The 21,644-nt window shown below is 44.3% G+C and carries 17 protein-coding genes; 3 read left to right on the top strand and 14 right to left on the bottom strand.

The features are described 5' to 3' along the window. From cysQ to KL866_RS13560, 14 genes are all read right to left on the bottom strand, one after another. On the bottom strand, positions 1-792 hold the full coding sequence (gene cysQ, locus KL866_RS13625; RefSeq protein WP_214995473.1) for a 3'(2'),5'-bisphosphate nucleotidase CysQ: 792 nt from the start codon (positions 790-792) through the stop codon (positions 1-3). After that, positions 792-1,388, bottom strand: coding sequence for an adenylyl-sulfate kinase (gene cysC, locus KL866_RS13620; protein ID WP_025254540.1), 597 nt, complete (start codon positions 1,386-1,388; stop codon positions 792-794). Before cysC ends, cysQ begins: the two co-directional genes overlap by 1 nt. Next, entirely contained in the window at positions 1,388-2,302 is a 915-nt protein-coding gene (cysD, locus tag KL866_RS13615; protein WP_014948797.1) for a sulfate adenylyltransferase subunit CysD, read from the bottom strand. Before cysD ends, cysC begins: the two co-directional genes overlap by 1 nt. A gap of 250 nt (positions 2,303-2,552) precedes the next feature. Next, positions 2,553-4,058, bottom strand: coding sequence for a sodium/proline symporter PutP (gene putP, locus KL866_RS13610; protein WP_214995471.1), 1,506 nt, complete (start codon positions 4,056-4,058; stop codon positions 2,553-2,555). A 116-nt stretch (positions 4,059-4,174) separates the two neighbouring features. Next, a complete protein-coding gene (locus KL866_RS13605) occupies positions 4,175-6,136 on the bottom strand; it encodes a GGDEF domain-containing protein (protein WP_214995469.1) in 1,962 nt (653 codons plus the stop codon). 200 nt (positions 6,137-6,336) lie between these two features. Beyond that, on the bottom strand, positions 6,337-7,041 hold the full coding sequence (locus KL866_RS13600; RefSeq protein WP_214995467.1) for a DUF3379 family protein: 705 nt from the start codon (positions 7,039-7,041) through the stop codon (positions 6,337-6,339). Next, a complete protein-coding gene (locus tag KL866_RS13595) occupies positions 7,034-7,591 on the bottom strand; it encodes a sigma-70 family RNA polymerase sigma factor (protein ID WP_025254544.1) in 558 nt (185 codons plus the stop codon). The genes KL866_RS13600 and KL866_RS13595 overlap by 8 nt, the downstream gene beginning before the upstream one ends. Positions 7,592-7,708: 117 nt before the next feature. Next, positions 7,709-9,562 (bottom strand): DUF885 family protein, encoded by a 1,854-nt coding sequence (locus KL866_RS13590; protein WP_214995465.1) that lies wholly within the window; start codon positions 9,560-9,562, stop codon positions 7,709-7,711. A 201-nt stretch (positions 9,563-9,763) separates the two neighbouring features. Continuing rightward, positions 9,764-11,551 (bottom strand): BatD family protein, encoded by a 1,788-nt coding sequence (locus tag KL866_RS13585; RefSeq protein ID WP_214995463.1) that lies wholly within the window; start codon positions 11,549-11,551, stop codon positions 9,764-9,766. Next, a complete protein-coding gene (locus KL866_RS13580) occupies positions 11,552-13,621 on the bottom strand; it encodes a VWA domain-containing protein (RefSeq protein ID WP_214995461.1) in 2,070 nt (689 codons plus the stop codon). Then, positions 13,621-14,715 carry a VWA domain-containing protein gene (locus KL866_RS13575; RefSeq protein WP_025254548.1) on the bottom strand — a complete coding sequence of 365 codons (1,095 nt, stop codon included), beginning with the start codon at positions 14,713-14,715 and terminating at the stop codon, positions 13,621-13,623. The genes KL866_RS13580 and KL866_RS13575 overlap by 1 nt, the downstream gene beginning before the upstream one ends. After that, positions 14,708-15,328, bottom strand: a complete 621-nt coding sequence (locus tag KL866_RS13570) for a DUF4381 domain-containing protein (protein WP_214995459.1) — start codon at positions 15,326-15,328, stop codon at positions 14,708-14,710. Before KL866_RS13570 ends, KL866_RS13575 begins: the two co-directional genes overlap by 8 nt. Continuing rightward, positions 15,328-16,302: a DUF58 domain-containing protein gene (locus KL866_RS13565; protein ID WP_214995458.1), complete on the bottom strand. Its 975-nt coding sequence runs from the start codon at positions 16,300-16,302 to the stop codon at positions 15,328-15,330. Before KL866_RS13565 ends, KL866_RS13570 begins: the two co-directional genes overlap by 1 nt. A 3-nt stretch (positions 16,303-16,305) precedes the next feature. Beyond that, complete coding sequence (locus KL866_RS13560) at positions 16,306-17,262, bottom strand: MoxR family ATPase (protein WP_025254551.1); 957 nt, start codon at positions 17,260-17,262, stop codon at positions 16,306-16,308. 418 nt (positions 17,263-17,680) lie between these two features. Between KL866_RS13560 and fadI the strand changes: the two genes are divergently transcribed. The 3 genes from fadI (at position 17,681) to KL866_RS13545 (ending at position 21,557) form a co-directional block, all read left to right on the top strand. Then, positions 17,681-18,991 (top strand): acetyl-CoA C-acyltransferase FadI, encoded by a 1,311-nt coding sequence (fadI, locus tag KL866_RS13555; RefSeq protein WP_025254552.1) that lies wholly within the window; start codon positions 17,681-17,683, stop codon positions 18,989-18,991. 19 nt (positions 18,992-19,010) lie between these two features. Then, entirely contained in the window at positions 19,011-21,152 is a 2,142-nt protein-coding gene (gene fadJ, locus KL866_RS13550) for a fatty acid oxidation complex subunit alpha FadJ (protein WP_214995506.1), read from the top strand. Positions 21,153-21,359: 207 nt separating this feature from the next. Then, complete coding sequence (locus KL866_RS13545; protein WP_214995456.1) at positions 21,360-21,557, top strand: hypothetical protein; 198 nt, start codon at positions 21,360-21,362, stop codon at positions 21,555-21,557. Positions 21,558-21,644 lie beyond the last annotated feature (87 nt).

The following is a 21,644-nucleotide window of genomic DNA, read 5'->3' as shown; positions in this document are numbered from 1 at the left end:
TTATGCGCTCACAAGGAAAAAGGGGTTTAACACAGACTCTTTTTGGTTATAGGTAAGAGCGTCAGCGTTGTCATCTAGTGGGTTCTCAGGGTCAAGTACGGTTACGTTTGCACCAGCCGCTAATGCGACAGCGTGTGCCGCGCCTGTATCCCATTCAGATGTGGGGCCTAAACGAGGGTAGAGATGTGCTTCGCCCTCAGCCACCAAGCAAAGCTTCAGTGAGCTGCCCATCGCCACAAGCTCAGTTTCACCTTCAAGCTGTGCCAATAAATTTTGAATCTCTGGGCTTTGGTGAGAACGGCTGCCTACTATTTTCCACACTTCAGCTCCGTCGTGCTTGCGTGCAGAAATTGCAGTGAATTCGCCATTTACTTCGGTCCACGCACCTTCACCTACAATACCGACATAGCTTTTGTTTAGTGCTGGCGCGTAAACCACACCCATTGTTGGTTTGCCGTTTTCGATAAGTGCAATGTTTACCGTAAACTCACCGTTTTTCTTAATAAACTCTTTGGTGCCGTCTAGCGGGTCAACCAGCCAGTATGATGACCAGGTTTTGCGCTCATCCCACGAAATATCTGCTGATTCTTCAGAAAGAATTGGCAGATCGGACTTAACTTCAAGGGCGTTAACAATAACGTTATGCGCCGCTAGATCCGCTTCAGTTAACGGGCTGGTATCTTGCTTTTCATAAATGGCAAAATCTTTTTCGTAAATTGCCATTATTTTATCACCGGCTTCTTTGGCGATAGTTAGCACTTCTTGTGCAAGGTTATTCAAAGGCTGTGTCATTACACCAATCCCTTTTCTTGAAGCAAAGCATATAAACGCTCAGCGGTCTGCTCTGCTGGTTCATCCTGATAAGTTAAGTGTACTTCCGGAGACTCAGGGGCTTCGTAGGCTGAATCTATGCCTGTGAAGTCTTTAATTTCGCCGCTGCGCGCTTTCTTGTATAACCCTTTAGGGTCGCGCTTCTCACACACTTCAAGTGGCGTATCAACAAACACTTCTACAAATTCGCCCTCTTCCATTAAGCTGCGACAGTAGTCGCGATCTGCTTTAAACGGAGAGATAAAAGCGGTAAGTACGAGGGTACCAGCGTCAACGAATAGCTTCGCAACTTCGCTGATGCGTCGAATGTTTTCAACGCGATCTTTGTCGCTAAAACCCAAGTCGCCACATAAGCCATGACGTACGTTGTCGCCATCAAGCAGATAGGTGTGCTTATTTTGCTCGTGAAGCTTCTTCTCAAGCAAGTTTGCCAATGTCGATTTGCCCGAGCCACTTAACCCGGTAAGCCAAAATACGCGAGGCGTTTGGCCTAGCTTCTCAGAGCGGGTGGTTTTGTTGACTTCGTGTTTATGCCAAACAACGTTGTCTGTGGCCATTAGAAGTACCCTTCCATTTTCTTCTTCTCCATAGAGCCCGCGCTGTCGTGGTCAATCACTCGACCTTGACGTTCAGACGTCTTGGTAAGCAACATTTCCTGAATAACTTCAGGTAGGGTAGCCGCTTCTGACTCTACCGCTCCGGTAAGAGGGTAACAGCCAAGGGTACGGAAGCGTACCGAGCGCATTTCTGGCACTTCACCTTCTTCTAATGGCATGCGGTCGTCATCAACCATAATTAGCACACCATCACGCTCTACGACCGGGCGAGGCTTAGAAAGGTAAAGTTGTGGGATATCAATGTTTTCTAAATAGATGTATTGCCAGATATCTAGCTCAGTCCAGTTAGACATTGGGAATACACGTATGCTTTCACCCTTGTTAACTTGAGAGTTATAAATATTCCAAAGCTCTGGGCGCTGGTTTTTCGGGTCCCAGCGGTGGTTGCTATCCCGGAATGAGTAAACACGCTCTTTAGCACGAGATTTTTCTTCATCGCGTCGTGCACCACCAAATGCAGCATCGAATTTATATTTGTTCAATGCTTGCTTAAGTGCTTGAGTTTTCATGATATCAGTGTGCTTCGCTGAGCCGTGGCTAAATGGACCAACGCCGGCTTCAACACCTTCTTCATTAATGTGAACAAGCAAATCAAAACCGTGTTTCTTTGCTTGCTCATCGCGGAACTTGATCATTTCGCCAAACTTCCACGTGGTGTCTACATGTAAAAGTGGAAACGGAATTTTGCCTGGCGCGAACGCTTTACGGGCAAGGTGAAGCAGTACAGAAGAGTCTTTTCCGACAGAGTAAAGCATTACTGGGTTTTCAAACTCAGCGGCAACTTCACGGAAAATTTGTATACTCTCGGCTTCGAGTTGTTTCAAATGCGTTACAGACGGGATACTAGCAGTCATTTTGAAGTCCGAATTTATGTTATATAAAAAAGTTATATGCGGGTTATTTTTCTGCATAGAACGATAACATATTTAAATTCAAAAGTAGTATGCGATTTTGCTATTTAAAATAGCTACCTTATTCCATTAAATAAAACTGTCATGCAATTGAAGCATAAGACCGTTTTTGCCGGTCTAGAAAAGAAAAAAGCCCTGCTCAAAAAACTAAGCAGGGCACTATATTTACAGTTATAACTGAATTATTTTTCGCTTATTTTTCACTAAGTTTGGTCTGGAAAGCATCGAACGTATCGACTACACCTTCTCTCGGTGTACCTGATTTACTCAAAATCATGATGGTTAAGCTCGATAAAATGAACCCGGGTACAATTTCGTACATCCAAGCACCAAGCTTTTGGCCGCCAATTTCTATTGGTAGATAAATCCAAAGCAATACGGTTACAGCACCAACTATCATGCCGCCTAATGCCGCCCGACGCGTCATTTCTCGCTTAAACAAACTAAATAATACTAGTGGGCCGAACGCAGCACCAAAGCCTGCCCAAGCGTTGCTCACTAAGGTAAGGATAGTGCTGTCTCTGTCATAGGCGAGATAAATAGCCACAAGTGCTACAACCACTACGCTAACGCGGCCCGCTATTACAAGCTCACTGTCTGACGCATCTCGACGTAGAAAGGCTTGGTAGAAGTCGCTGGTAAGTGAACTTGACGTTACTAACAGCTGAGATGAAATAGTACTCATGATAGCCGCTAGGATCGCAGCTAGTAAGAAGCCACCAATAAGAGGGTGGAATAAAATTTGAGAGAGGTAGATAAATACCGTTTCTGGGTCAATGTCATTGCCGTTGCCAGTTACATAAGCCAATCCAAACAAGCCAGTCATTAACGCACCGATAATAGAAACAATCATCCAGCTCATGCCAATGTTTCTAGCTGTAGGAATGTCTTTTACCGAACGGATAGCCATAAAACGAACGATTATATGTGGCTGTCCAAAGTAACCTAGACCCCACGACATCAGCGATACAATACCGATTACACTTAATGCTTCGTTAGTTGAAGCATCCATAAATGCATCAAATAGAGCAGGGTTAATGGTATCTAACGCATCAATTGAAGCCCCAATGCCGCCAAGTTCGCTGATGACCACAGCAGGTACCATAATGAGTGAAACGAACATTATGCAGCCTTGCACAAAATCGGTCATGCTCACTGCCATAAATCCACCAACAAGGGTATAGGCAACAACAACACCCGCGGTGACGTATAGACCAGTCTCATAAGTTAAACCAAATGATGTCTCAAAAAGCTTTCCGCCAGCGACAACGCCAGAAGAGGTATAAAGGGTAAAGAAAACAACAATAACGACTGATGCAATAACCCTTAATAGTCGAGAGTTATCGGCAAAACGGTTTTCAAAGTAGTCGGGGAGGGTAATAGAGTTATTAGCCACTTCGGTGTAAACGCGAAGCCGCGGAGCGACCAACATATAGTTTGCGAGCGCACCAATAACTAATCCAACGGCAATCCAGCCTGCAGATAAGCCAGATACATACATGGCGCCTGGTAACCCCATGAGCATCCAGCCACTCATATCTGATGCGCCTGCTGAAAGTGCGGTTACAGCCGGGCCTAATTGGCGGCCGCCAAGCATATAGCCTTCTACGTTGGTGTCTGTTTGCCGATAGGCGAAAAGGCCTATTCCCAACATTACAACAAAATACAAACCCAACGAGATTATCGTGCCAGTAGCCATATAAATTCCCTATGTTTTTTATTTCATGCTAACACCTATGACTTAGAGTCTCTACGTCAGTCAGCGACCTTGCATACTTTCTATACGGTTACTCGTAAATAAAGTTTGGCGAAATTTCAAAATGTGTAGGATTCGACTCTCGCACGCCCAGACCTTTTCGCTTTGTAAAGCAGTTCATCACAGGCTTTAATAATGGTATCTAGGTTGGATTCTTCACTTACATCTAGAAGACCAGAAGAAAAACTAACTGAAAACTTTTCATTGGTATGACTCCAGTGCTTTTGACGAGAAAGTGAAACGTTCAGCTCATCAAGCACACGCTTGGCCGACTGTTGGTCTGAGTCAGAGAAATAGATCAAGAATTCCTCACCACCATATCGGCAAAGCTTATCTGATTTTCGAATTCTATTGTTGATGATTTGGGTGAGCGTAGTTAACACTTCGTCACCTACAGTATGGCCGTATCTGTCATTAATTTTTTTGAAATTATCAACATCAAGCAGGGCAATGCACGACGTCTTGTTGTCTTTAAGTGATTTCTTAAGGCTGTTCAACATGGCGCGACGGGTAAGTGCTCCAGTTAGAGAGTCTCGTTCTGCGATTAAATCGCTTTGTCGCTTCGAAATCCAAAGCCACGAAGTGAGTATTAGAAGAATAGTGACAATAAGCGCAAAAATAGTGGTTTTCATTGCTTCTTTGTCAGTGGATAGCCCCTCTTTTTCAATTTGCAGCGCGCTAATTTCTTTTTGTCGATAATGAGCTAGCTCGATATCCTTCGCAATGCTATTTGAGAAATTAGACGAAGAATACTTAAATTGCTCCGTGTTTTTTTCAAAGAGAAGTTGGTTGTACGCTTTGGAATGCTCGTAAGCCTTCTTGTAATTGCCAGCAGCGTCATAGATACGGGTAAGTTCGAGTTCTTTTCTTAACATATATTGTTTTTTGAACCCATTTGAAGATAGGTTTTTTCGTACCGCATCTTCGAATTTTGTAACTGCCAAAGAGAGCTGCTTTTCATTATTTTGAACAATGGCTTTATAGGAATGATAAAGGTGAACAAGCTCTTCTGGTTTAATTTTAATTTGATTTATATCTAACGTATCAATCTTGTTTACGACTGACTGTATTTCGCTTTCATGAGTTCGCCGAAATCCCATAATAAGTACTCGTAGTCTTTGATAAAGGGTTAGAAATATTTCAAGTTCTGAATTTTTAATTTTTACAAACTCAAGGGCCCTATCAGAAATAAGCAGTGCGTCCTCATATTTACTTTGAAGAAAAAGAGAGTCAATCGAAGTAAAGTACGCCCATGTAATGAATTCATCATTCAACTTGCTTTGCTCGATTATCTTCATCGAATGAGTGAAGGCTCTACTTGGTACCGATAACTCAGTAAAAGCGATGCGAAGCCATTCGTGGGCAGTATCGCTATCTAAAATGTTTTCTAAAGTAAGCGCAGAAGACCGGGGGGGCAAATGGGGAAGTGCATATTCTATTTCATTGATTGCCTGAATGGGGTTAGCTAAGGTGAGTTCCATTGCCAGCCATATACTTGCTATGGCAGTTGCTGTTTTGTTACCTGTTTCCAAAACTTCGCGCTTTAAGCGTCTGAGCGCAGGCACTGTTACATTGATTCTCTGGGAGGAACCGTCAAAGTCATTAATAGCTCTGGCATAAATATAATACGCCCTAGCAGCAGCATACAAATCTGTATTTAGCGATTTTAGCTCGTTCCAGTGGCTCTCTAGTAAAGGTGACTTAACGTATATCGGAACCCTGGGCCTTTCAGTTTCGTTAGCTGTTCCTGTGGCTAATAGATGTCTGAAGATTATGCCTTCACTACTATCATCAGATTGAATTTGTAAGTCTTCGATTTTGGCATTTATCTGGTTATTATCGATATCAGATTGATTATTCCAGTTATAAATAGTTACTGCTGCTAACCGACTATAAGCATCTAACTTTTTAAGCCTGAACTTTTCAGAACTTTTGTCTAACTGTGCATGAAGTGAGTGACTGAAGAAAATGATGAAAAGTAGACAAAACTTCACCCTTGTAAAACGACACCAAGCGGCCATGGAATTTGCTACCTCTATACTGCGGATAAACTGAAACGTTTACTGATAATTAAAACAGTTGTTTAATCCTAAAGTATAAGTTCTATTGAACGTGTTTTCATCTTAAATTTAAGCAAAAAAATCGGCCACAATGGGCCGATGAAGGGAAGTGCATAAGGTAAGCACTCTTTTGGAACGGAGAATGCCAGCTACATTGCTAGCTAGGCAGAGAAATGGATTCTTTCAGATACTGCTTTTTTCATGCTGCTCAAATCAGCATCTTTATCACCCACAATCATAACGTTAGCATGATTCATTTTTATGCTCTCGCCGTGGTATTGTCCGTCACCAAACTCGCTGGGTACCGAAATGTCACCACGCTCTGGCACCACGAATACCGACATTTTACCTTGTGGCGTATTCACAATCAGGTGGAGGCTTCTAACTGTACTTAAGTGACAATAGTTCACCACTTCAACACCATCGAGCATTTCACTAAAGCTACCGCCAAAACTTGCTAGCTTTGCATTTACCATGTTTAAGTCAGCAGGAAGTAGCGAATGGGCACTCTCCATTTCTGCATACTGCATGTGCGCAAGCGCTTGACCGCCAATACTAAGGGGCTGGTGGTACCACATGGTAAGACCAATGCCAATGGTAAAAGCAACCGACGCCGCCATGGCCAAATACCAACGATTTCTGCGCTTGTACCGAGTGAATTCGTCTGTCGATTGTTGCCAGATTAGCTTGCTAGCAAGATCTTCTGGTACATCGACTTTAAGAGCTTGCTTTAATTGCTTATCTAACTGCTTTTGTTCATTCCAGAAACTGCGTTTACTTTCATCCGCTTTTGCCGCTTCTATAACATCACTGTCAGTCGTTTCTGGATCGGCGTAGATTCGACGCCTAAATTCTAACTCATCCATTTACACGACCTCTCTGTTCATTTTGTTTCTCTAATGCCTCTTTAAGCTGGTTCCTCGCCCTAAAAAGGCGGGTCATTACTGTGTTCTTGTTAAGCTCTAATTGGTTAGCTATCTCTTCGCCACTAAACCCAAAAATCAATTGAAGAATTAAAGGTTCGCGATATTCCACGCTCAATCCGCCTAACAGCCGCTGAAGTTCTCTGTCTTTCAGGTCACCATCTGCATGCTGGGTATCGTCTTGTATATGACAATCGTCAATATCTACCGTGTCGAATTGCTTGCGCTCAAACCTGCGGGCATTCTCACGACGAAGAATGGTAATTAACCATGACTTTGCCGCCTTTTCGTCATTTAGGGCGTCTAGTGATCGCCAAGCACGTAGAAAGGTTTCTTGTACAACATCTTCTGCAATGCTCTGGTCCTTAATAAGCCAGAAAGCATAGCGGTAAATGTCGGCGTGGAATGCCTTTACCAGTGCTTCATATCTTTGGTGTTTTGCTTTCATACCCGATAAGACCTGAGCATTATCAGTTTTATTTCGCCCAAACATAAAAAAATCCGAAAAACTCTAACTTTTTTCACTATCTCACAAAAAACGCGCCATTTCGTTAGCCAAAAGACGCGTTTTTCTTGTAATACTAGTGATCAGAGCACTCAGTCAGAGTTGCTAAGTACTTTTTTGAGAAGCAATCCAGCTATTGATATTCTCTTCTAAAATAGAAAGTGGAACTGGGCCGTATTTCAGCACTTCGTCATGAAAGCCTTTCCAGTTAAACTTATCGCCAAGTTCAGACTTAGCATGCTTTCTAAGTTCCATGATTTTTAATTTGCCAATCATATAGGCCGTGGCTTGCCCTGGCATGGCAATATAGCGTTCAATAGCTTTTTGCGAGTCATACTCAGAGTTTGGTGTATTCTCAATAAGATAACTAACCGCTTCTTCACGGGTCCATTTTTTCGCATGAATTCCCGTGTCAACTACAAGTCTGCACGCACGCCAAAGCTCCATGGCTAAACGCCCAAAATCAGAATAGGGGTCTTTATAAAATCCCATGTCTTTAGCTAGTTCTTCAGTATATAAGCCCCAACCTTCAGTATATGCAGTAAAGCTCAAGAACTTTTGAAATTGAGGAACACCCTCTAACTCTTGTGCAATCGCTCGCTGCATGTGGTGACCGGGAATGCCTTCATGATATGCCAACGCTTCTAACTGATAAGTCGGCATCGCCTTCATATCGAACAGGTTTGCGTAATAAATACCCGGGCGGCTGCCATCCTGTGCTGGGCTCTGATAGAACGCTTTACCCGCAGACTGTTCACGGAACGCTTCAACGCGCTTAACAATCATTGGTGCTTCTGGGAGAATACCGAAGTAGTCAGGAATAGCTTCACGCATGTCATCTATGGCCGTTTTTGCCATATCAAGGTACTGCTGCCTGCCTTTATCTGTTGAAGGTAAATAGAATTGTTCGTCTTCACGCATGAAAACAAAAAACTCTTGAAGCGTACCTTTAAACTCTACCTGTTTCATGATGTGACGCATTGCATTGTGTATGCGCTCTACATTGTCTAAGCCAATTTGATGAACTTCTTCCGCAGTAAGATCTGTAGTCGTAAACCAGTTAAGGCGGTTCTGATACCACTTGTCGCCGTTAGGCAAACGCCATACACCATCACCTTCAGGTGTCACATCGCGCTGATGGGCTAGTTCTTCGATAAACTTTTCGTACGACGGCATAACCGAGGTTACCAATGCGGCTTTAGCTTCGCCCAGTAACGTAGTTTTTTCAGCCTCCGATAATTCAAGGCTGTCTACCTTGTTTTGAAAATCTTCCCAGATAGTTGAAGGTGTTTCGCTGGAATCAAATGGTGCGCCGGTAATGACATTTTTTGACGCATCAATCATTTGGTCATAAGCCCATGCGGGTGGAAATACCCCAGCTTTTTCGCGTATTTTCATTTGTTCGATAACTTGGTCAAAGTATGTGCGAACATTGTCTAATCGACCAATATATGCTTGGGCATCTTCTTTACTTCTTACACCGTGAATATTAATAAGGAAGCTAGGAACTTGGGTATGCGCTGCACGAAACTGATGTACAATATAACGGTGATGTCTAAACTCGTCGTTAGCCAGGTCACGTTCAATGCCAAGCTTATAAAGGCGCAAGCTTAACTTTTCTTGCTCGCTTAACTTGCTGGTGTCGAAACTATTAAGCTTCTCTAGTCGGTTTTTGGCGATAGCAACACGGGCATCGGCTTCTTCATCACTGATGTCATCCCACTTATCGTAGTCCCACTTTTTACCCAAGTAACTTTGAAATAGAGGAGAGCGTTTAAGGTCTTCATCGAAAGTACGTTCAAAGAACGCATTTAGACGCTCAGACTCAGACTGTCCGGCAGGCTGTTCTGTTTTAATAGGTTCTGGCGCTGTCTGAGCGGTTTCACTTGCAGGAGAGCAAGCTGTCAAAGCGGTAACTGCCAACGCTATTGGCGTTAGCTTTAATAGTGTTTTCTTCATTTTCTTCCCCGTCGCGTTTAATTAATTATTTTTATAGGCTAAACCAGTTCAGCTTTACGACCTCAAAAAGGGCATTAAGAACGAGACTTTAACTGATTATTAATTACACATAATGCTATCGAAACCCTCGTCGCTGCTATTTAGCAAGGAGCAAGGGCTTTGATTACGCAAATTTCATCGTATAGGCAAATGAAATGCGTTTTATGAAGCAGGATACAAGTTAGATAGCGTGTGGCTGTTTTCTTTGCTTTTTAGCTTCCATTCGTTTCGAGTACGCTTAACTTCTTCAGAAAGTTTACTCAATGCCTTCGATACTTGTTCAGAATTGGAGCTTTTATCAGCCTTATCAGCTGAGAAGCGCAGAGCGTAGAGCTCATTAACTGCATTGTTAATACCTTCGAACTGTGAAAGTTGCGTATTGCCTGCAGTTAGCGCATTTATCCATTGTTTAAGAACAGGTGTCAGAGAACTTGTATCCTTTGCTTTGATTACCGTCATGAGGTTTTGAAATTGTACTTTTTCATCTTGCTTCGCTGAAGGATAGGGACGCTGTGCTGAGCCACCATTTTGTCCAATAAACTGAACCTGTTTGAGCTTTCTGTAAGTAAGTAGCCACCCTGTAAGTGCGATAACGAACAGTACAACTAGCACACTAACTACAATCCAGATAAAGGGGGCTTTGTCGCTAATACCGGCGTCATCTGAAACGCTATCTAACGACTTGTCTTTATTGCTAGTGCTTGTGGTAGATTGAGGTGACGTTGACGGTATATCGTCTTGAAAGTCTTCTGTTGCATTGCTTGGCAAAGCTGTATTGGCGTCGCTTTGACCAGTTGCTGGCGCTACCGTAATTGAGCGCGCTGGAATAGTGGCATACTCAGTTTGCTGAGTTAGTGTGTTAAACCAAGGGATAGTAATTTCAGGTAAAACAACGTTACCGGGCTTCGTTGGGATAATAGCCAGCGACGTTTGACGCTGTGATATTAAGCTTTGGTCTTTTTCGACTGTTGTTGTATTTGATTGATCAGGGTATAGCTTAAAGTTTGGCGGATAAAACTCAGGAATATTCGGAAGCTGTTCTTCAACTACCCCAAGCGCGGTTAGCGTTATAATGCGTGTTACCGGTTCGCCCGCCACAAAATTATCGCCTTGAGGCCATTCTTCATCAATTCGCACCATTTCAGAAGGCAACCAAGAATAATCAATTCCTTGAGGGATAGGCTTAATATTAACTGTAATATCAGGACCAACGCGATTGATTTGCTGAGTTCGGTTAAAGAAGCCAAAACGCTGATTAGTGTTTGCAGCCATGACTTCGCCGGTAAAGATGGGGCCTCTTAATGTGAATTCCCCTGACGCTTGAGGAACGACGGCGAATTGACGTTCAATAATTTGATACCGTCTACCGTTTACTATATCTGTATACTGCTTATCTTCACCTAATTGGGTGATTTCCGCATTTGGCATTTCTGGCGCTTGCAGGCTGCCGCGCTCAATATTGCCAGAAAGAAAAAGCTTAACAGTGTAAAGCAGTTGCTGATTTAAATAAGCCTCTTCCAAATCGATGTCTGTGGTAACGAAATAGTCGCGGGCCACGTTACTTTGTTCTTGCACCGGGATAACTTTAACCTGAATAGGCTTAGTTGATTTTCCTTCTATGGTTAAAGAAGGAATAGTGAACGTGCCTTCCTTGCGAGGAAACAAAGTGGTGGTCCAAACGGTGGTGCGCTTGGTGTCAAAATTGACGATTGAAGTTTGACTGCTTACCGATGTTCTACCTACCACAAAGTCCTTAAGCATGGGAGAGCTATCGAAAGCATCTCTGTCTGCGCTGCCATCCGCGGTAACCGTTAAGCGAATAGCTTCATCCAGCATAACAGGGTTTCGATCAATGGTGGCTTGCACTGAGTTTACATCGGCATAAGCTGCCGCACTCAACAAAGTGGTCAATAAAAAAAATATACGTGTAGACTGTAATAAGGCTTTCATCTACCAATCACTCCGGTTTGAAGGCATACGTTGACGCTGACGTTTTTGTGCTTCTAATTGCATTTTTCGTTTAAGTAAGAATGCAGGGTCGTCTGGCACGCGGCGCATTAAACTTTCCATTCGCTGTAGCTCTTCTTTTTCTGCATCGGTAAGTTCAGCTTCTTGACTTTGCATTGCCTGAGCTTCCTGCTGCGCTTGTTGTTCGTCTTCTTGTACTTGCGCACCATTTTGCTGCGCATTACCATCCTGCTCAGACTGTGTCTGTTCTGCATTTTGTTGCTGTGAGTCCGATGGTTCGTTCTGGCCGTTCATATCGGAGTTGTCAGACTGTGGTGATTCATCACCGCCATCTTGTTGATTATCATTGGGGCTTTGTTCCGACTGTTGACTCTCACTATCGTTTTGCTGACCATCTTGCTTATCGGAACCATTCTGGTTGTCTTGCTCACCAGGTTGTTGCTGGTTGTTATCAGCGCCCTCTTGATTTTTATCTTGAGGGTCATCTTGTTCGCCATCATCACCATTTTCGCTCTGATTTTTATCCTGATTTTGCTGTTGCTGTTGATTCAGCAAATCCTCAACTATCTTTTTATTGGTTTGCGCATCTTCGAAATCGGGCGCTTCGTTTAAAGCCTGGTCATATTTCTCAATAGCTTCGTCGAGCTTACCTAGTTTCGCCAGTGCGTTCCCTTGGTTGTAAAGGCTCTCAGGGCCGGGAATGCTTTTGTAGGCACTTAATGCACCTTCATAGTCACCTGATTTATAAAGTGATGATGCTTTCCACGTGTCGTCATTAAACTGGTTAACGGCGTCTTTGTACTTGCCTCTTTGGAAGCTGTTCAATGCTTCTTGATTGTCATTCATAAATGGCCTTTGCCACCATGAAAGTGATTCAGGTTTACTTGGCATTTCTGAAACAGACTCAGACTCTGCCGTCACTTTGTTGCTTGGAATAGCTTGAGCACTTTGAGGTGCATCTATGCTTTGTGAGGGCCCAGAGCTCTGTAATGCATGGGCGTTCTTAATCATAGAAGGACTAATTAAGCCTACTAACACGATGAATACTAAACCGCGTTTAAATGCGAAGGCAGCAAGCGGAAGAAGTGCAAGTAATAAGTAGGGGCCGACTTCTTTCCACTGGTCACCCTGTAAGTTACTTTCTTCTTCATCTTCTTCACGGTCATTTTTATCTAAAAGTGATACCGCTGCGAGGGCATCAATATCGGCGTCATTTGATGTAAAGGATTCAAAGCGGCCGCCACTTGTTTTTACTACACCTCTCACTGCGCCTTCGTTCAGTTTGGGAATAACAATACTGCCGGTGAAATCTTTCAAGAGTTCGCCATTTTGTTGGCGTATGGGGGCGCCTTCAGACGTACCAACCGTAAGCGCATTCACGGTAAAAGGAAGAGATGCCACATACTCTTGAAGCTCTTGTTGTTGCTCTAACTCTATACCGTCAGTAATCCAGTAGATCATACCTGAATTATACCCTGCGTTCGTCAAAAGCTCAGACGCACTCTCTATTCCCAATAGTGGGTCGCTGCCTGATACGGGCATGATCTCGGGAGATAGGCTTGGGATTAAGGTCGTAATATTCCCAGCATCTTCGGTTAACGGACTAATGACAAAGGCATCTCCAGCATAAGCAACCAAGCCCATTTCGCCCTCACCAATAGCGTTTACTAGGTCTATCGCTTTATATTTTGCCCGAGTAAGTCTGTCGGGCGTCATATCGGTAGCACGCATTGATAGCGACATGTCTATCACGATAACGTGCCCCATTTTTAGCTGATAAACCGGCTGGGGCAAGCGTTCCCACGTTGGGCCAGCGAGAGCTATAACACTCACAATCCACACAAAAGCGAGCATCCATATTGGAGGCTTTGCGCCCATTTCGGTTTTCCCAATCACCATGTATTGATAAAGGTGAGAAGGGATCACCGACTGCCACCCAGATTGTTTAGCCGTAGTTTTTCTAATTAAAACTACAAGCAACATCAGAGGAATAAGTGCGATAAACCATTCGGGGCGTAAGAAATGAAATTGGTTCAAGAAGTCGAATTCCATTATTTCGTCTCCTTACGTGATTGAGTAACATGAACTGCTCGAGCTGTTTGTATTGCATCAGCATTATTCGAGTGTTGCGATGATAACTGAGCTCGCTTTTGTGTGAACCAGCGATATAAGGAAATAGCTATCGTCAAAAACGCCCATAGTGCCGATAGTAATATCGCAGCACCGAGGGGGAAGTAAAAAAGCGCACTCAACGGACGCATTTTTCGGGTTTCGCCTTCAATGGGCTCAAGTGCGTCAAGCTGTTGATAAATAGCCTGAAGTTCCTGGGCGTTTCGGGCTCTAAAATACTGACCGCCAGTGGCAGTTGCAATGTCGGTTAACATACCTTCATCAAGCTCTTGTGACGGGTTTATTTGTCGGCTGCCAAAAAAGCTCTGGATTAGCATTTTATCTGCACCCACACCTATGGTGTATACCTTCACACCTTTATTTACTGCTAACTCTTTAGCTTGCTCGGGCGTAATGTTTCCTGCGGTATTTTGTCCGTCGGTTAGAAGAATCAACACGTTATTAGACTCTTCTCGTTCATCGAAGCGCTTAACTGCTAAACCTATAGCATCGCCTATGGCCGTTTGCTCGCCAACCAAGCCAATTACGGCTTCGCTTAAAAGCGTAGAAACGGTATCTCTGTCATAGGTCAGCGGCGCTTGAACGTAAGCGGTATCAGCAAATAAAATAAGGCCGATTCGGTCACCTACGCGGCGTTGAATAAAGTCATAAACAACGGACTTAGTCATGGTTAAGCGGTTAACTTGCCGGCCATTTAGCTGCATGTCATCTATCTTCATGCTGCCAGATAAGTCTACCGCCAACATCATTTCACGGCCTTCATTCGGTATGCTAACAGGCTCTCCTAACCATTGAGGACGTGCGGCGGCCGTCACTAGTAGCAGCCATATTAAGCTACTTATTACTAATGGTATCTTGGTTTGTCTTAGTTGGGATTGTTCTGACACATCGCCAGGTCGTAGGCTAGGAACGCGTAGCGCAGCCATGGGTACGTCTTGTGTTTTTTTAGACAGAAGGCGTACGAGAATAGGTAAGGGAAGCGCGAAGAACACCCACCACCAAGCAAAGTTAAGCATGATGCAGCTCCTTTGCGTTTTCAGGAGAAAGTCCGTTGACCGCCTGCTTATTTTTCGGAAGCTTCGCTTTTAAAAGCCAATTTTTTACCGCCCCTTTGCAAGTTTCAAAGTCTCTTGGGTTCGGAGTGGCTTGATAAACGTTGCTTACTAATAACGCTAAATCACTTTCAAGTTTTTTGTCACCATTTTTTAAGGCAGACGTTAAGAATGCTTGCCATTGTTTGCCGTAAAGCCCAGCAACTTGTTGAGTTGAGTAATAGCTCATGGCGGTGCGCTTTAAAACAGAGTTTAGGGCTACCGGCCAATTACTTTGTTGAACTGAAATTGATTCGAGTAGTGCTAATGCTTGCTTACGAGCTTTGTTGTGACGTATGTGAGCAGTAATGGCTTTATACAGGCCAAAAAGCACCAATAAGGCCACTGCGATAAGTGCCCACCATCCCCAATCTAATGGCCAAATATTGACCTCGGTAGGTACGTGTATATCGCGCAGCTGAGCAAGGGGGTCTTGCTGCTGAGGTGGCATTGGCATTTGATTTCCAGACGGCATCGATTGAGCAAAACGGGATAGAAAACTTGAAAAAAAATGATTAGAAAGATTGATGCTCTGCATTAATTAAGCTCCAATCGTTGTTCTTGTTGCATACTCTGAAGCTGTTCATCTAGCGGAAGACCCGCACTAACACTGAACCGAGCAATGTTATTTTTGCGCAACGTATCGTAAATCGCGCTGTTGTGTTCGTTTCGCCACTTTTGATATTGCTGCTGTTCGGTACTGTCTCCTAACACCCAGCGCTGTTGATTTTGACCATCTGAAACACTAACCGTTTGAAGTGAGTTGGATTGTGGCAACGCATGTTCTATCGGGTCATTAATCACAATAGCCCTTACTTCACAATGTCGCGTTAGGTGACTTAAATGCTGAATAGCCTGGGTATTTAAGTGCTGAAAATCTGATACCAGATAAACCAAACTACCTGGTCTGGCTAGCCGTCTTGCCCGTGCACAAGCATCAGCAAAAGCCTGTTCGTCTTTTGCTTTGTCAGTTTTATTTTGCGCACTTTGCTCGTGCAATGCCATAAGTTCATGGCAGACATGCAATACCGCTTTTTTACGTGTAAGAGGTTTAATTTCTTTATGCTGCTGTTGGTTGAAAACCAGCGCACCCACCTTATCGCCGCGAGCGGCAGCAGACCAACTAATTAGTGAAGACACGTGGGCAGCCTGAACCGCTTTGGTAAGCAGTTGAGTGCCAAATGCCATTGAAGGCAAATAATCACAGAAAAGAAAAACCGGGCGCTCACGCTCTTCTCGATACACTTTGGTATGGGTTTTCCCCGTGCGCGCAGTCACGCGCCAATCAATAGCGCGGATATCGTCACCGGGTTGATAGTGACGGGCCTCGTCAAACTCCATGCCTCGGCCTTTATGCTTGGTTAGATAGCTCCCGGCAAGTTTGGCTTGTGGCATACGCTTTGGGGCCAAGCTAAAAAGCTTCGCCAACTGCTGGTAGCGAAGTAACTCTGCACTAGACAGCGAGACACCGTTACTTTGCAGCTTATTTAGCTGCGCTTGTACATTAACCATAGTTTAAGGAACTGCGACAGTGGCAACAATTTTATCAAGTACGTCGTTAATCGTAATCCCTTCTGCCTCGGCTTGATAAGACAATATGATACGATGGCGAAGTACGTTGTGAACCACAGCTTGAATATCATCAGGGCCTACAAAGTCTCTGCCACCTAGCCATGCGTGAGCACGTGCACAGCGGTCTAGGCTGATAGTAGCGCGAGGGCTTGTTCCCATTGCAATCCACTGTCCCAATTCTGCATCAAAACTCGCTGGCTGGCGGGTAGCCATGATCAATTGAACCAGGTATTGCTCTAATTCCGGCGCCATATATAAGGACAGTGCTTCTTTTCGAGACGTAAAAATATCATCTTGAGTAAGCGTGGGCGGCGTAATAGGCGGCTCTGAAAGTGCCTCTCCGCGAGTTAATCGCAAAATCTCTAATTCAGTCTCTGCACCCGGATAATCAATGTCTACGTGCATTAAGAAACGGTCAAGCTGAGCTTCAGGTAGCGGATACGTTCCTTCTTGCTCTAATGGGTTTTGCGTTGCCATAACTAAAAATAGCGGGGGCAGGGGATAAGTTTTACTGCCCACGGTAATTTGACGTTCTGCCATGGCCTCAAGTAGAGCTGATTGCACCTTTGCTGGTGCACGGTTAATTTCGTCAGCTAATACAAGATTGTGAAAAAGTGGCCCTTTTTGAAAAACGAACTCGCCGGTTTCTGGGCGATAGATGTCTGTTCCAGTTAAATCGGCGGGCAAAAGATCTGGGGTAAACTGCACGCGATGAAAGTCACCGTCAATGCCGTTTGCAAGAGCATTGATTGCGCGTGTTTTTGCAAGTCCAGGCGGACCTTCTACTAAAAGGTGGCCGTCGGCTAAAAGAGCGATAAGAAGGCTTTTGGTTAACGCGTGCTGACCAATAATTTGCTGGTCTAAATAAGCGTGTAACTGTTGAAATTGCGCTGCTGCCATAATGCAAAAATTTCCGTTTGAGTTCTCGTTATTGGGAAGTGTCATTTGAATGATAACGTTATTTATTATCTTATTCTTTTATAGCGAGCGCTTGGGCCCAAAAATGGAACACCTAACGCAAAGCGCCGTCACAATGACACAAAACAGACTTTCATTTCCATATAAGGTTCATTCTAACTTTCTTCAAGTCGTTAAACAGTAATTAAAATGCGATATGTGGTAGGCCATATAGCTGTTTTAACTTAAACGAGACCACTTTCATGGAGAATCACTAATCTTTCGTTTCATTTATATTGCCCTTTAACCTCCATTATTTGCTATTTTGTTCATAGTTTGTAAAAATTGGGTTTATTACAGGTCAGACCACTTCTTGGGCGATTAGCTGTTCAGTGAAGTAGGTCATTAATTTAGGTGCATTATGGCTACAAAACAATCAGTTACTACCCGAGAGGGTGATCGCATCGCCATTGTCGCGGGGTTGCGTACTCCGTTTGCGAAAATGGCTACATATTTCCACGGCGTACCAGCTGTTGATTTAGGTAAAATGGTCGTAAACGAACTTCTCGTTCGCCATGGTGTTCAAAAAGAGTGGGTTGACCAGGTTGTTTACGGTCAGGTAGTACAAATGCCAGAAGCGCCAAACATTGCGCGCGAAATTGTGCTTGGTACAGGCATGAATGTTCACACTGATGCTTACAGTGTATCTCGCGCGTGTGCGACGAGTTTTCAGTCTACGGTTAACATCGCTGAAAGCATGATGGCAGGGACGGTACAGGTAGGCGTTGCGGGTGGTGCAGACTCAACATCGGTATCACCAATCGGCGTGTCTAAGAACCTTGCGCGAGCACTGGTTGATTTACAGAAAACCAAGACTCTCGGCCAAAAACTAAACATTTTTAAGCGCTTAAGTTTAAGGGACCTAGCGCCTGTTCCTCCCGCAGTTGCCGAGTATTCTACCGGTTTGTCGATGGGACAAACTGCAGAGCAAATGGCAAAAACACATCAAATTTCTCGCGAAGAGCAAGATAAACTAGCGCATCGCTCGCACAGCCTAGCCGCTGAAAGCTGGGAAGCAGGTAAACTGTCTAGCGAAGTCATGACTGCCTATGCAGAACCGTACAAAGGCGCGCTTGAGCGCGATAACAACGTGCGTTTTGATTCAAAGCTTGAAGGCTATGCGAAACTTCGCCCAGTGTTTGATAAGAAATACGGCTCTGTAACAGCCGCAAACGCAACACCGCTAACAGATGGTGCCTCTGCGGTGATTATGATGACAGAAAGCCGAGCAAAAGAGCTGGGCTACACGCCGCTTGGTTACATTAAAAGCTACGCATTCTCGGCCATTGACGTATGGGAAGACATGCTAATGGGGCCGTCGTACGCGACCCCTATCGCGTTAGACCGTGCCGGTATGACGCTAAATGACTTAACGCTAATAGAAATGCACGAAGCTTTTGCAGCACAGACCCTTGCTAACGTTAAGATGTTTGCAAGCGACAAGTTCGCCAAAGAGAAACTAGGCCGTGACAAAGCGACCGGCGAAATTGACATGGACAAGTTTAACGTAATGGGTAGTTCAATTGCCTATGGTCACCCGTTTGCTGCAACTGGTACACGTATGATCACGCAAATGCTTAACGAACTAAATCGCCGTGGCGGTGGTACAGGTCTAGTAACGGCATGTGCTGCTGGTGGTCTAGGTGCGGCAATGATAGTGGAGACAGAATAATATGAGTCAGGAACAAGAAATGACAAATGAAGTTCAGCCAACATCAGGCGCATTTACGCTAACCAAGCAAGATAATGGCGTTGCTATTCTTAGCATGGACGTACCTGGCGAGAGTATGAATACGCTTAAAGCTGAGTTCGGCGATGAAATATCGACCATGCTAGATGACATCGAGCGTGATAGCAGCATTAAAGGTGTTGTTTTGACGAGCGGTAAGCCGAGCTCTTTCGTCGCGGGCGCTGATATTACTATGCTAGCAGCGTGTAACACTGCTGAAGACGCAACGACTATCGCTGCTGGTGGGCAGGCTATTTTTGATAGAATTGAAAACATGAAGGCTACTTTCGTTGCGGCTATTCACGGCCCAGCGTTAGGCGGTGGTTTAGAGCTTGCGCTTGCGTGCCACTACCGCGTATGTACCGATTCATCTAGCACCCAGGTAGGCCTACCTGAAGTGCAGCTTGGCTTATTGCCTGGCAGTGGTGGTACTCAGCGACTTCCTCGCCTAATTGGTATTCAGCAAGCAATGAAAATGATGCTAACTGGCTCGCCTGCGCGCGCTAAGCAAGCTAAAAAATACGGCATTGTTGATGAAGTAGTGCCGCATAGCGTGCTTTTGAAAGTGGCAGAACAGTTTGCACTTAAACGCAAGCCAGAGCGTGAAGCGCCGCAAAAGAGCGCTATGGACAAAATGTTAGAAAAGACCGGCCCAGGTCGTAACATGGTGTTCAAAAAAGCGCGCGAAGCGACATTTGCCAAAACCAAAGGTAATTATCCAGCGCCAGGTTACATTATTGACGTTATCGAAACAGGCATGAACGAAGGGATGAAAGCAGGGCTTAAAGCCGAAGCTGAAGCCTTTGGTAAGCTTGTTATGACGCCTGAGTCTTTCCAATTACGTCAGATTTTCTTCGCCACAACTGAAATGAAGAAAGAAAACGGCGTTGAAGGTGTTAAACCTGAAAAAATGAAGAAAGTAGGTGTGCTTGGCGGTGGTTTGATGGGCGGTGGTATTGCCTATGTAACCTCGACCAAAGCTGGTGTACCTGTTCGTATTAAAGACGTACGTGCCGAAGGCATTGCTAACGCAATGAAGTACAGCTACGACATCTTAAATAAAAAGGTGAAGAAGCGTTTCATGCGTAATAGCGAAATGCAAAAGCAGTTAGCGCTTCTTACCGGTACGCTCGACTACAGTGGATATCAAGATACAGATATCGTGGTTGAAGCGGTATTTGAAGATTTAGATCTTAAGCAAAAGATGGTGGCGGATATTGAAGAGAACTGCAAAGAAAGCACAATCTTCGCGTCGAATACCTCGTCTATTCCAATTACACAAATTGCAGCTAAAGCAGCTCGTCCTGAAAACGTGATTGGTCTGCACTACTTCTCGCCAGTAGACAAAATGCCGTTGGCCGAAGTTATTGCTCATGACAAAACGTCTGACCAAGTCATTTCATCTACGGTAGAATTTGCCAAGAAGCAAGGTAAAACGCCAGTTGTAGTTAAAGATGGCGCAGGCTTTTATGTAAACCGTATTTTAGCGCCATACATGAATGAAGCGGCAAACCTCATTCTTGACGGCGAGCCAATTGAACATATCGATAAATCTCTGGTTAAGTTTGGCTTCCCTGTAGGCCCGGTAAAGCTGCTTGATGAAGTCGGCATTGATGTTGGAACCAAGATCATTCCATTCCTTGTAGAGGCGTTCGGTGAGCGTTTCACTGCGCCGAGTGCTTTCGATAAAGTGCTTGCAGATGGCAGAAAGGGTAAGAAAAACCAAAAAGGGTTTTATTCTTATGAGGGTAAAAAGCCAGGTAAAGAAGTGGATGAATCAATCTACGAACTACTTGGGCTATCACCTTCTGCCAAGCTAAGCGAAAAAGAAGTAGCGGAACGCTGCGTATTAATGATGCTTAACGAAGCCGCACGCTGTTTAGACGAAGGCGTTATCCGCAATGCTCGTGACGGCGACATTGGCGCTATTTTCGGTATCGGTTTCCCTCCATTTTTGGGCGGCCCATTCCGCTATATGGATACACTAGGTATTAAGCACTTAGTAGCTCGTTTAAACCACTATGCTACCGCTGTGGGTGATAAATTTGCGCCTGCTGATGTGTTAGCGAAAATGGCGGAAAATGATCAAAAGTTTTATAGCTAAGTTTATAAAATGTTAAAAGCCGGGCTTTGCCCGGTTTTTTTATGCCTAATATATGTTTTTGCTGGTTTATTGTTCTATTTTGGGTAGAATTCCCGTGATCAAAAAATAAACATGTCAAATTGTTGGCGTCAATTATCAGTAAGTTAAATTGAATAATTGATGGGAATAAGTAACTCCACGTAATTAGGTTAAACAGGCGGAGGCAGTGTGATTTCACTCGTAGTATTAAGCGTTATCTTTGCTCTATATTTTTATGTAGAAGCGTTTAAATGGGGAATGAACGCGAAGAAATGGGCGATAGCGGGTTTTGTGCTAGGTCCAATGGTACTGCCTATGTTCTCAATCTCTCGTCATATGCACTGGCGTAATGCGGTGGGGTTTAATAACCTCTATATTGCAGCGTAGATTTAGCAATTACGCTAAATAAAATCACTCCATTATCTTTCAGATATAAAAAAAGAGAGTGCACACTCTCTTTTTTTGAAAATCGTT

The sequence above is a fragment of the Alteromonas sp. ALT199 genome (assembly GCF_018619335.1).
Lineage (GTDB): Bacteria > Pseudomonadota > Gammaproteobacteria > Enterobacterales > Alteromonadaceae > Alteromonas.
Note: the sequence above shows the minus strand (reverse complement) of the source record. Positions and strands in the feature narration are given on the sequence as shown.

What these genes read in the sequence shown, in the direction of transcription:
- putP (WP_214995471.1), bottom strand. Translation starts at nt 4,058, where the DNA reads ATGGCTACTGGCACGATAATCTCGTTGGGTTTGTATTTTGTTGTAATG.
- KL866_RS13580 (WP_214995461.1), bottom strand. Translation starts at nt 13,621, where the DNA reads ATGGAATTCGACTTCTTGAACCAATTTCATTTCTTACGCCCCGAATGG.
- cysQ (WP_214995473.1), bottom strand. Translation starts at nt 792, where the DNA reads ATGACACAGCCTTTGAATAACCTTGCACAAGAAGTGCTAACTATCGCC.
- KL866_RS13575 (WP_025254548.1), bottom strand. Translation starts at nt 14,715, where the DNA reads ATGCTTAACTTTGCTTGGTGGTGGGTGTTCTTCGCGCTTCCCTTACCT.
- KL866_RS13565 (WP_214995458.1), bottom strand. Translation starts at nt 16,302, where the DNA reads ATGGTTAATGTACAAGCGCAGCTAAATAAGCTGCAAAGTAACGGTGTC.
- KL866_RS13590 (WP_214995465.1), bottom strand. Translation starts at nt 9,562, where the DNA reads ATGAAGAAAACACTATTAAAGCTAACGCCAATAGCGTTGGCAGTTACC.
- cysC (WP_025254540.1), bottom strand. Translation starts at nt 1,388, where the DNA reads ATGGCCACAGACAACGTTGTTTGGCATAAACACGAAGTCAACAAAACC.
- KL866_RS13585 (WP_214995463.1), bottom strand. Translation starts at nt 11,551, where the DNA reads ATGAAAGCCTTATTACAGTCTACACGTATATTTTTTTTATTGACCACT.
- KL866_RS13595 (WP_025254544.1), bottom strand. Translation starts at nt 7,591, where the DNA reads ATGTTTGGGCGAAATAAAACTGATAATGCTCAGGTCTTATCGGGTATG.
- fadJ (WP_214995506.1), top strand. Translation starts at nt 19,011, where the DNA reads ATGACAAATGAAGTTCAGCCAACATCAGGCGCATTTACGCTAACCAAG.
- KL866_RS13560 (WP_025254551.1), bottom strand. Translation starts at nt 17,262, where the DNA reads ATGGCAGCAGCGCAATTTCAACAGTTACACGCTTATTTAGACCAGCAA.
- KL866_RS13605 (WP_214995469.1), bottom strand. Translation starts at nt 6,136, where the DNA reads ATGGCCGCTTGGTGTCGTTTTACAAGGGTGAAGTTTTGTCTACTTTTC.
- fadI (WP_025254552.1), top strand. Translation starts at nt 17,681, where the DNA reads ATGGCTACAAAACAATCAGTTACTACCCGAGAGGGTGATCGCATCGCC.
- cysD (WP_014948797.1), bottom strand. Translation starts at nt 2,302, where the DNA reads ATGACTGCTAGTATCCCGTCTGTAACGCATTTGAAACAACTCGAAGCC.
- KL866_RS13600 (WP_214995467.1), bottom strand. Translation starts at nt 7,041, where the DNA reads ATGGATGAGTTAGAATTTAGGCGTCGAATCTACGCCGATCCAGAAACG.
- KL866_RS13570 (WP_214995459.1), bottom strand. Translation starts at nt 15,328, where the DNA reads ATGCAGAGCATCAATCTTTCTAATCATTTTTTTTCAAGTTTTCTATCC.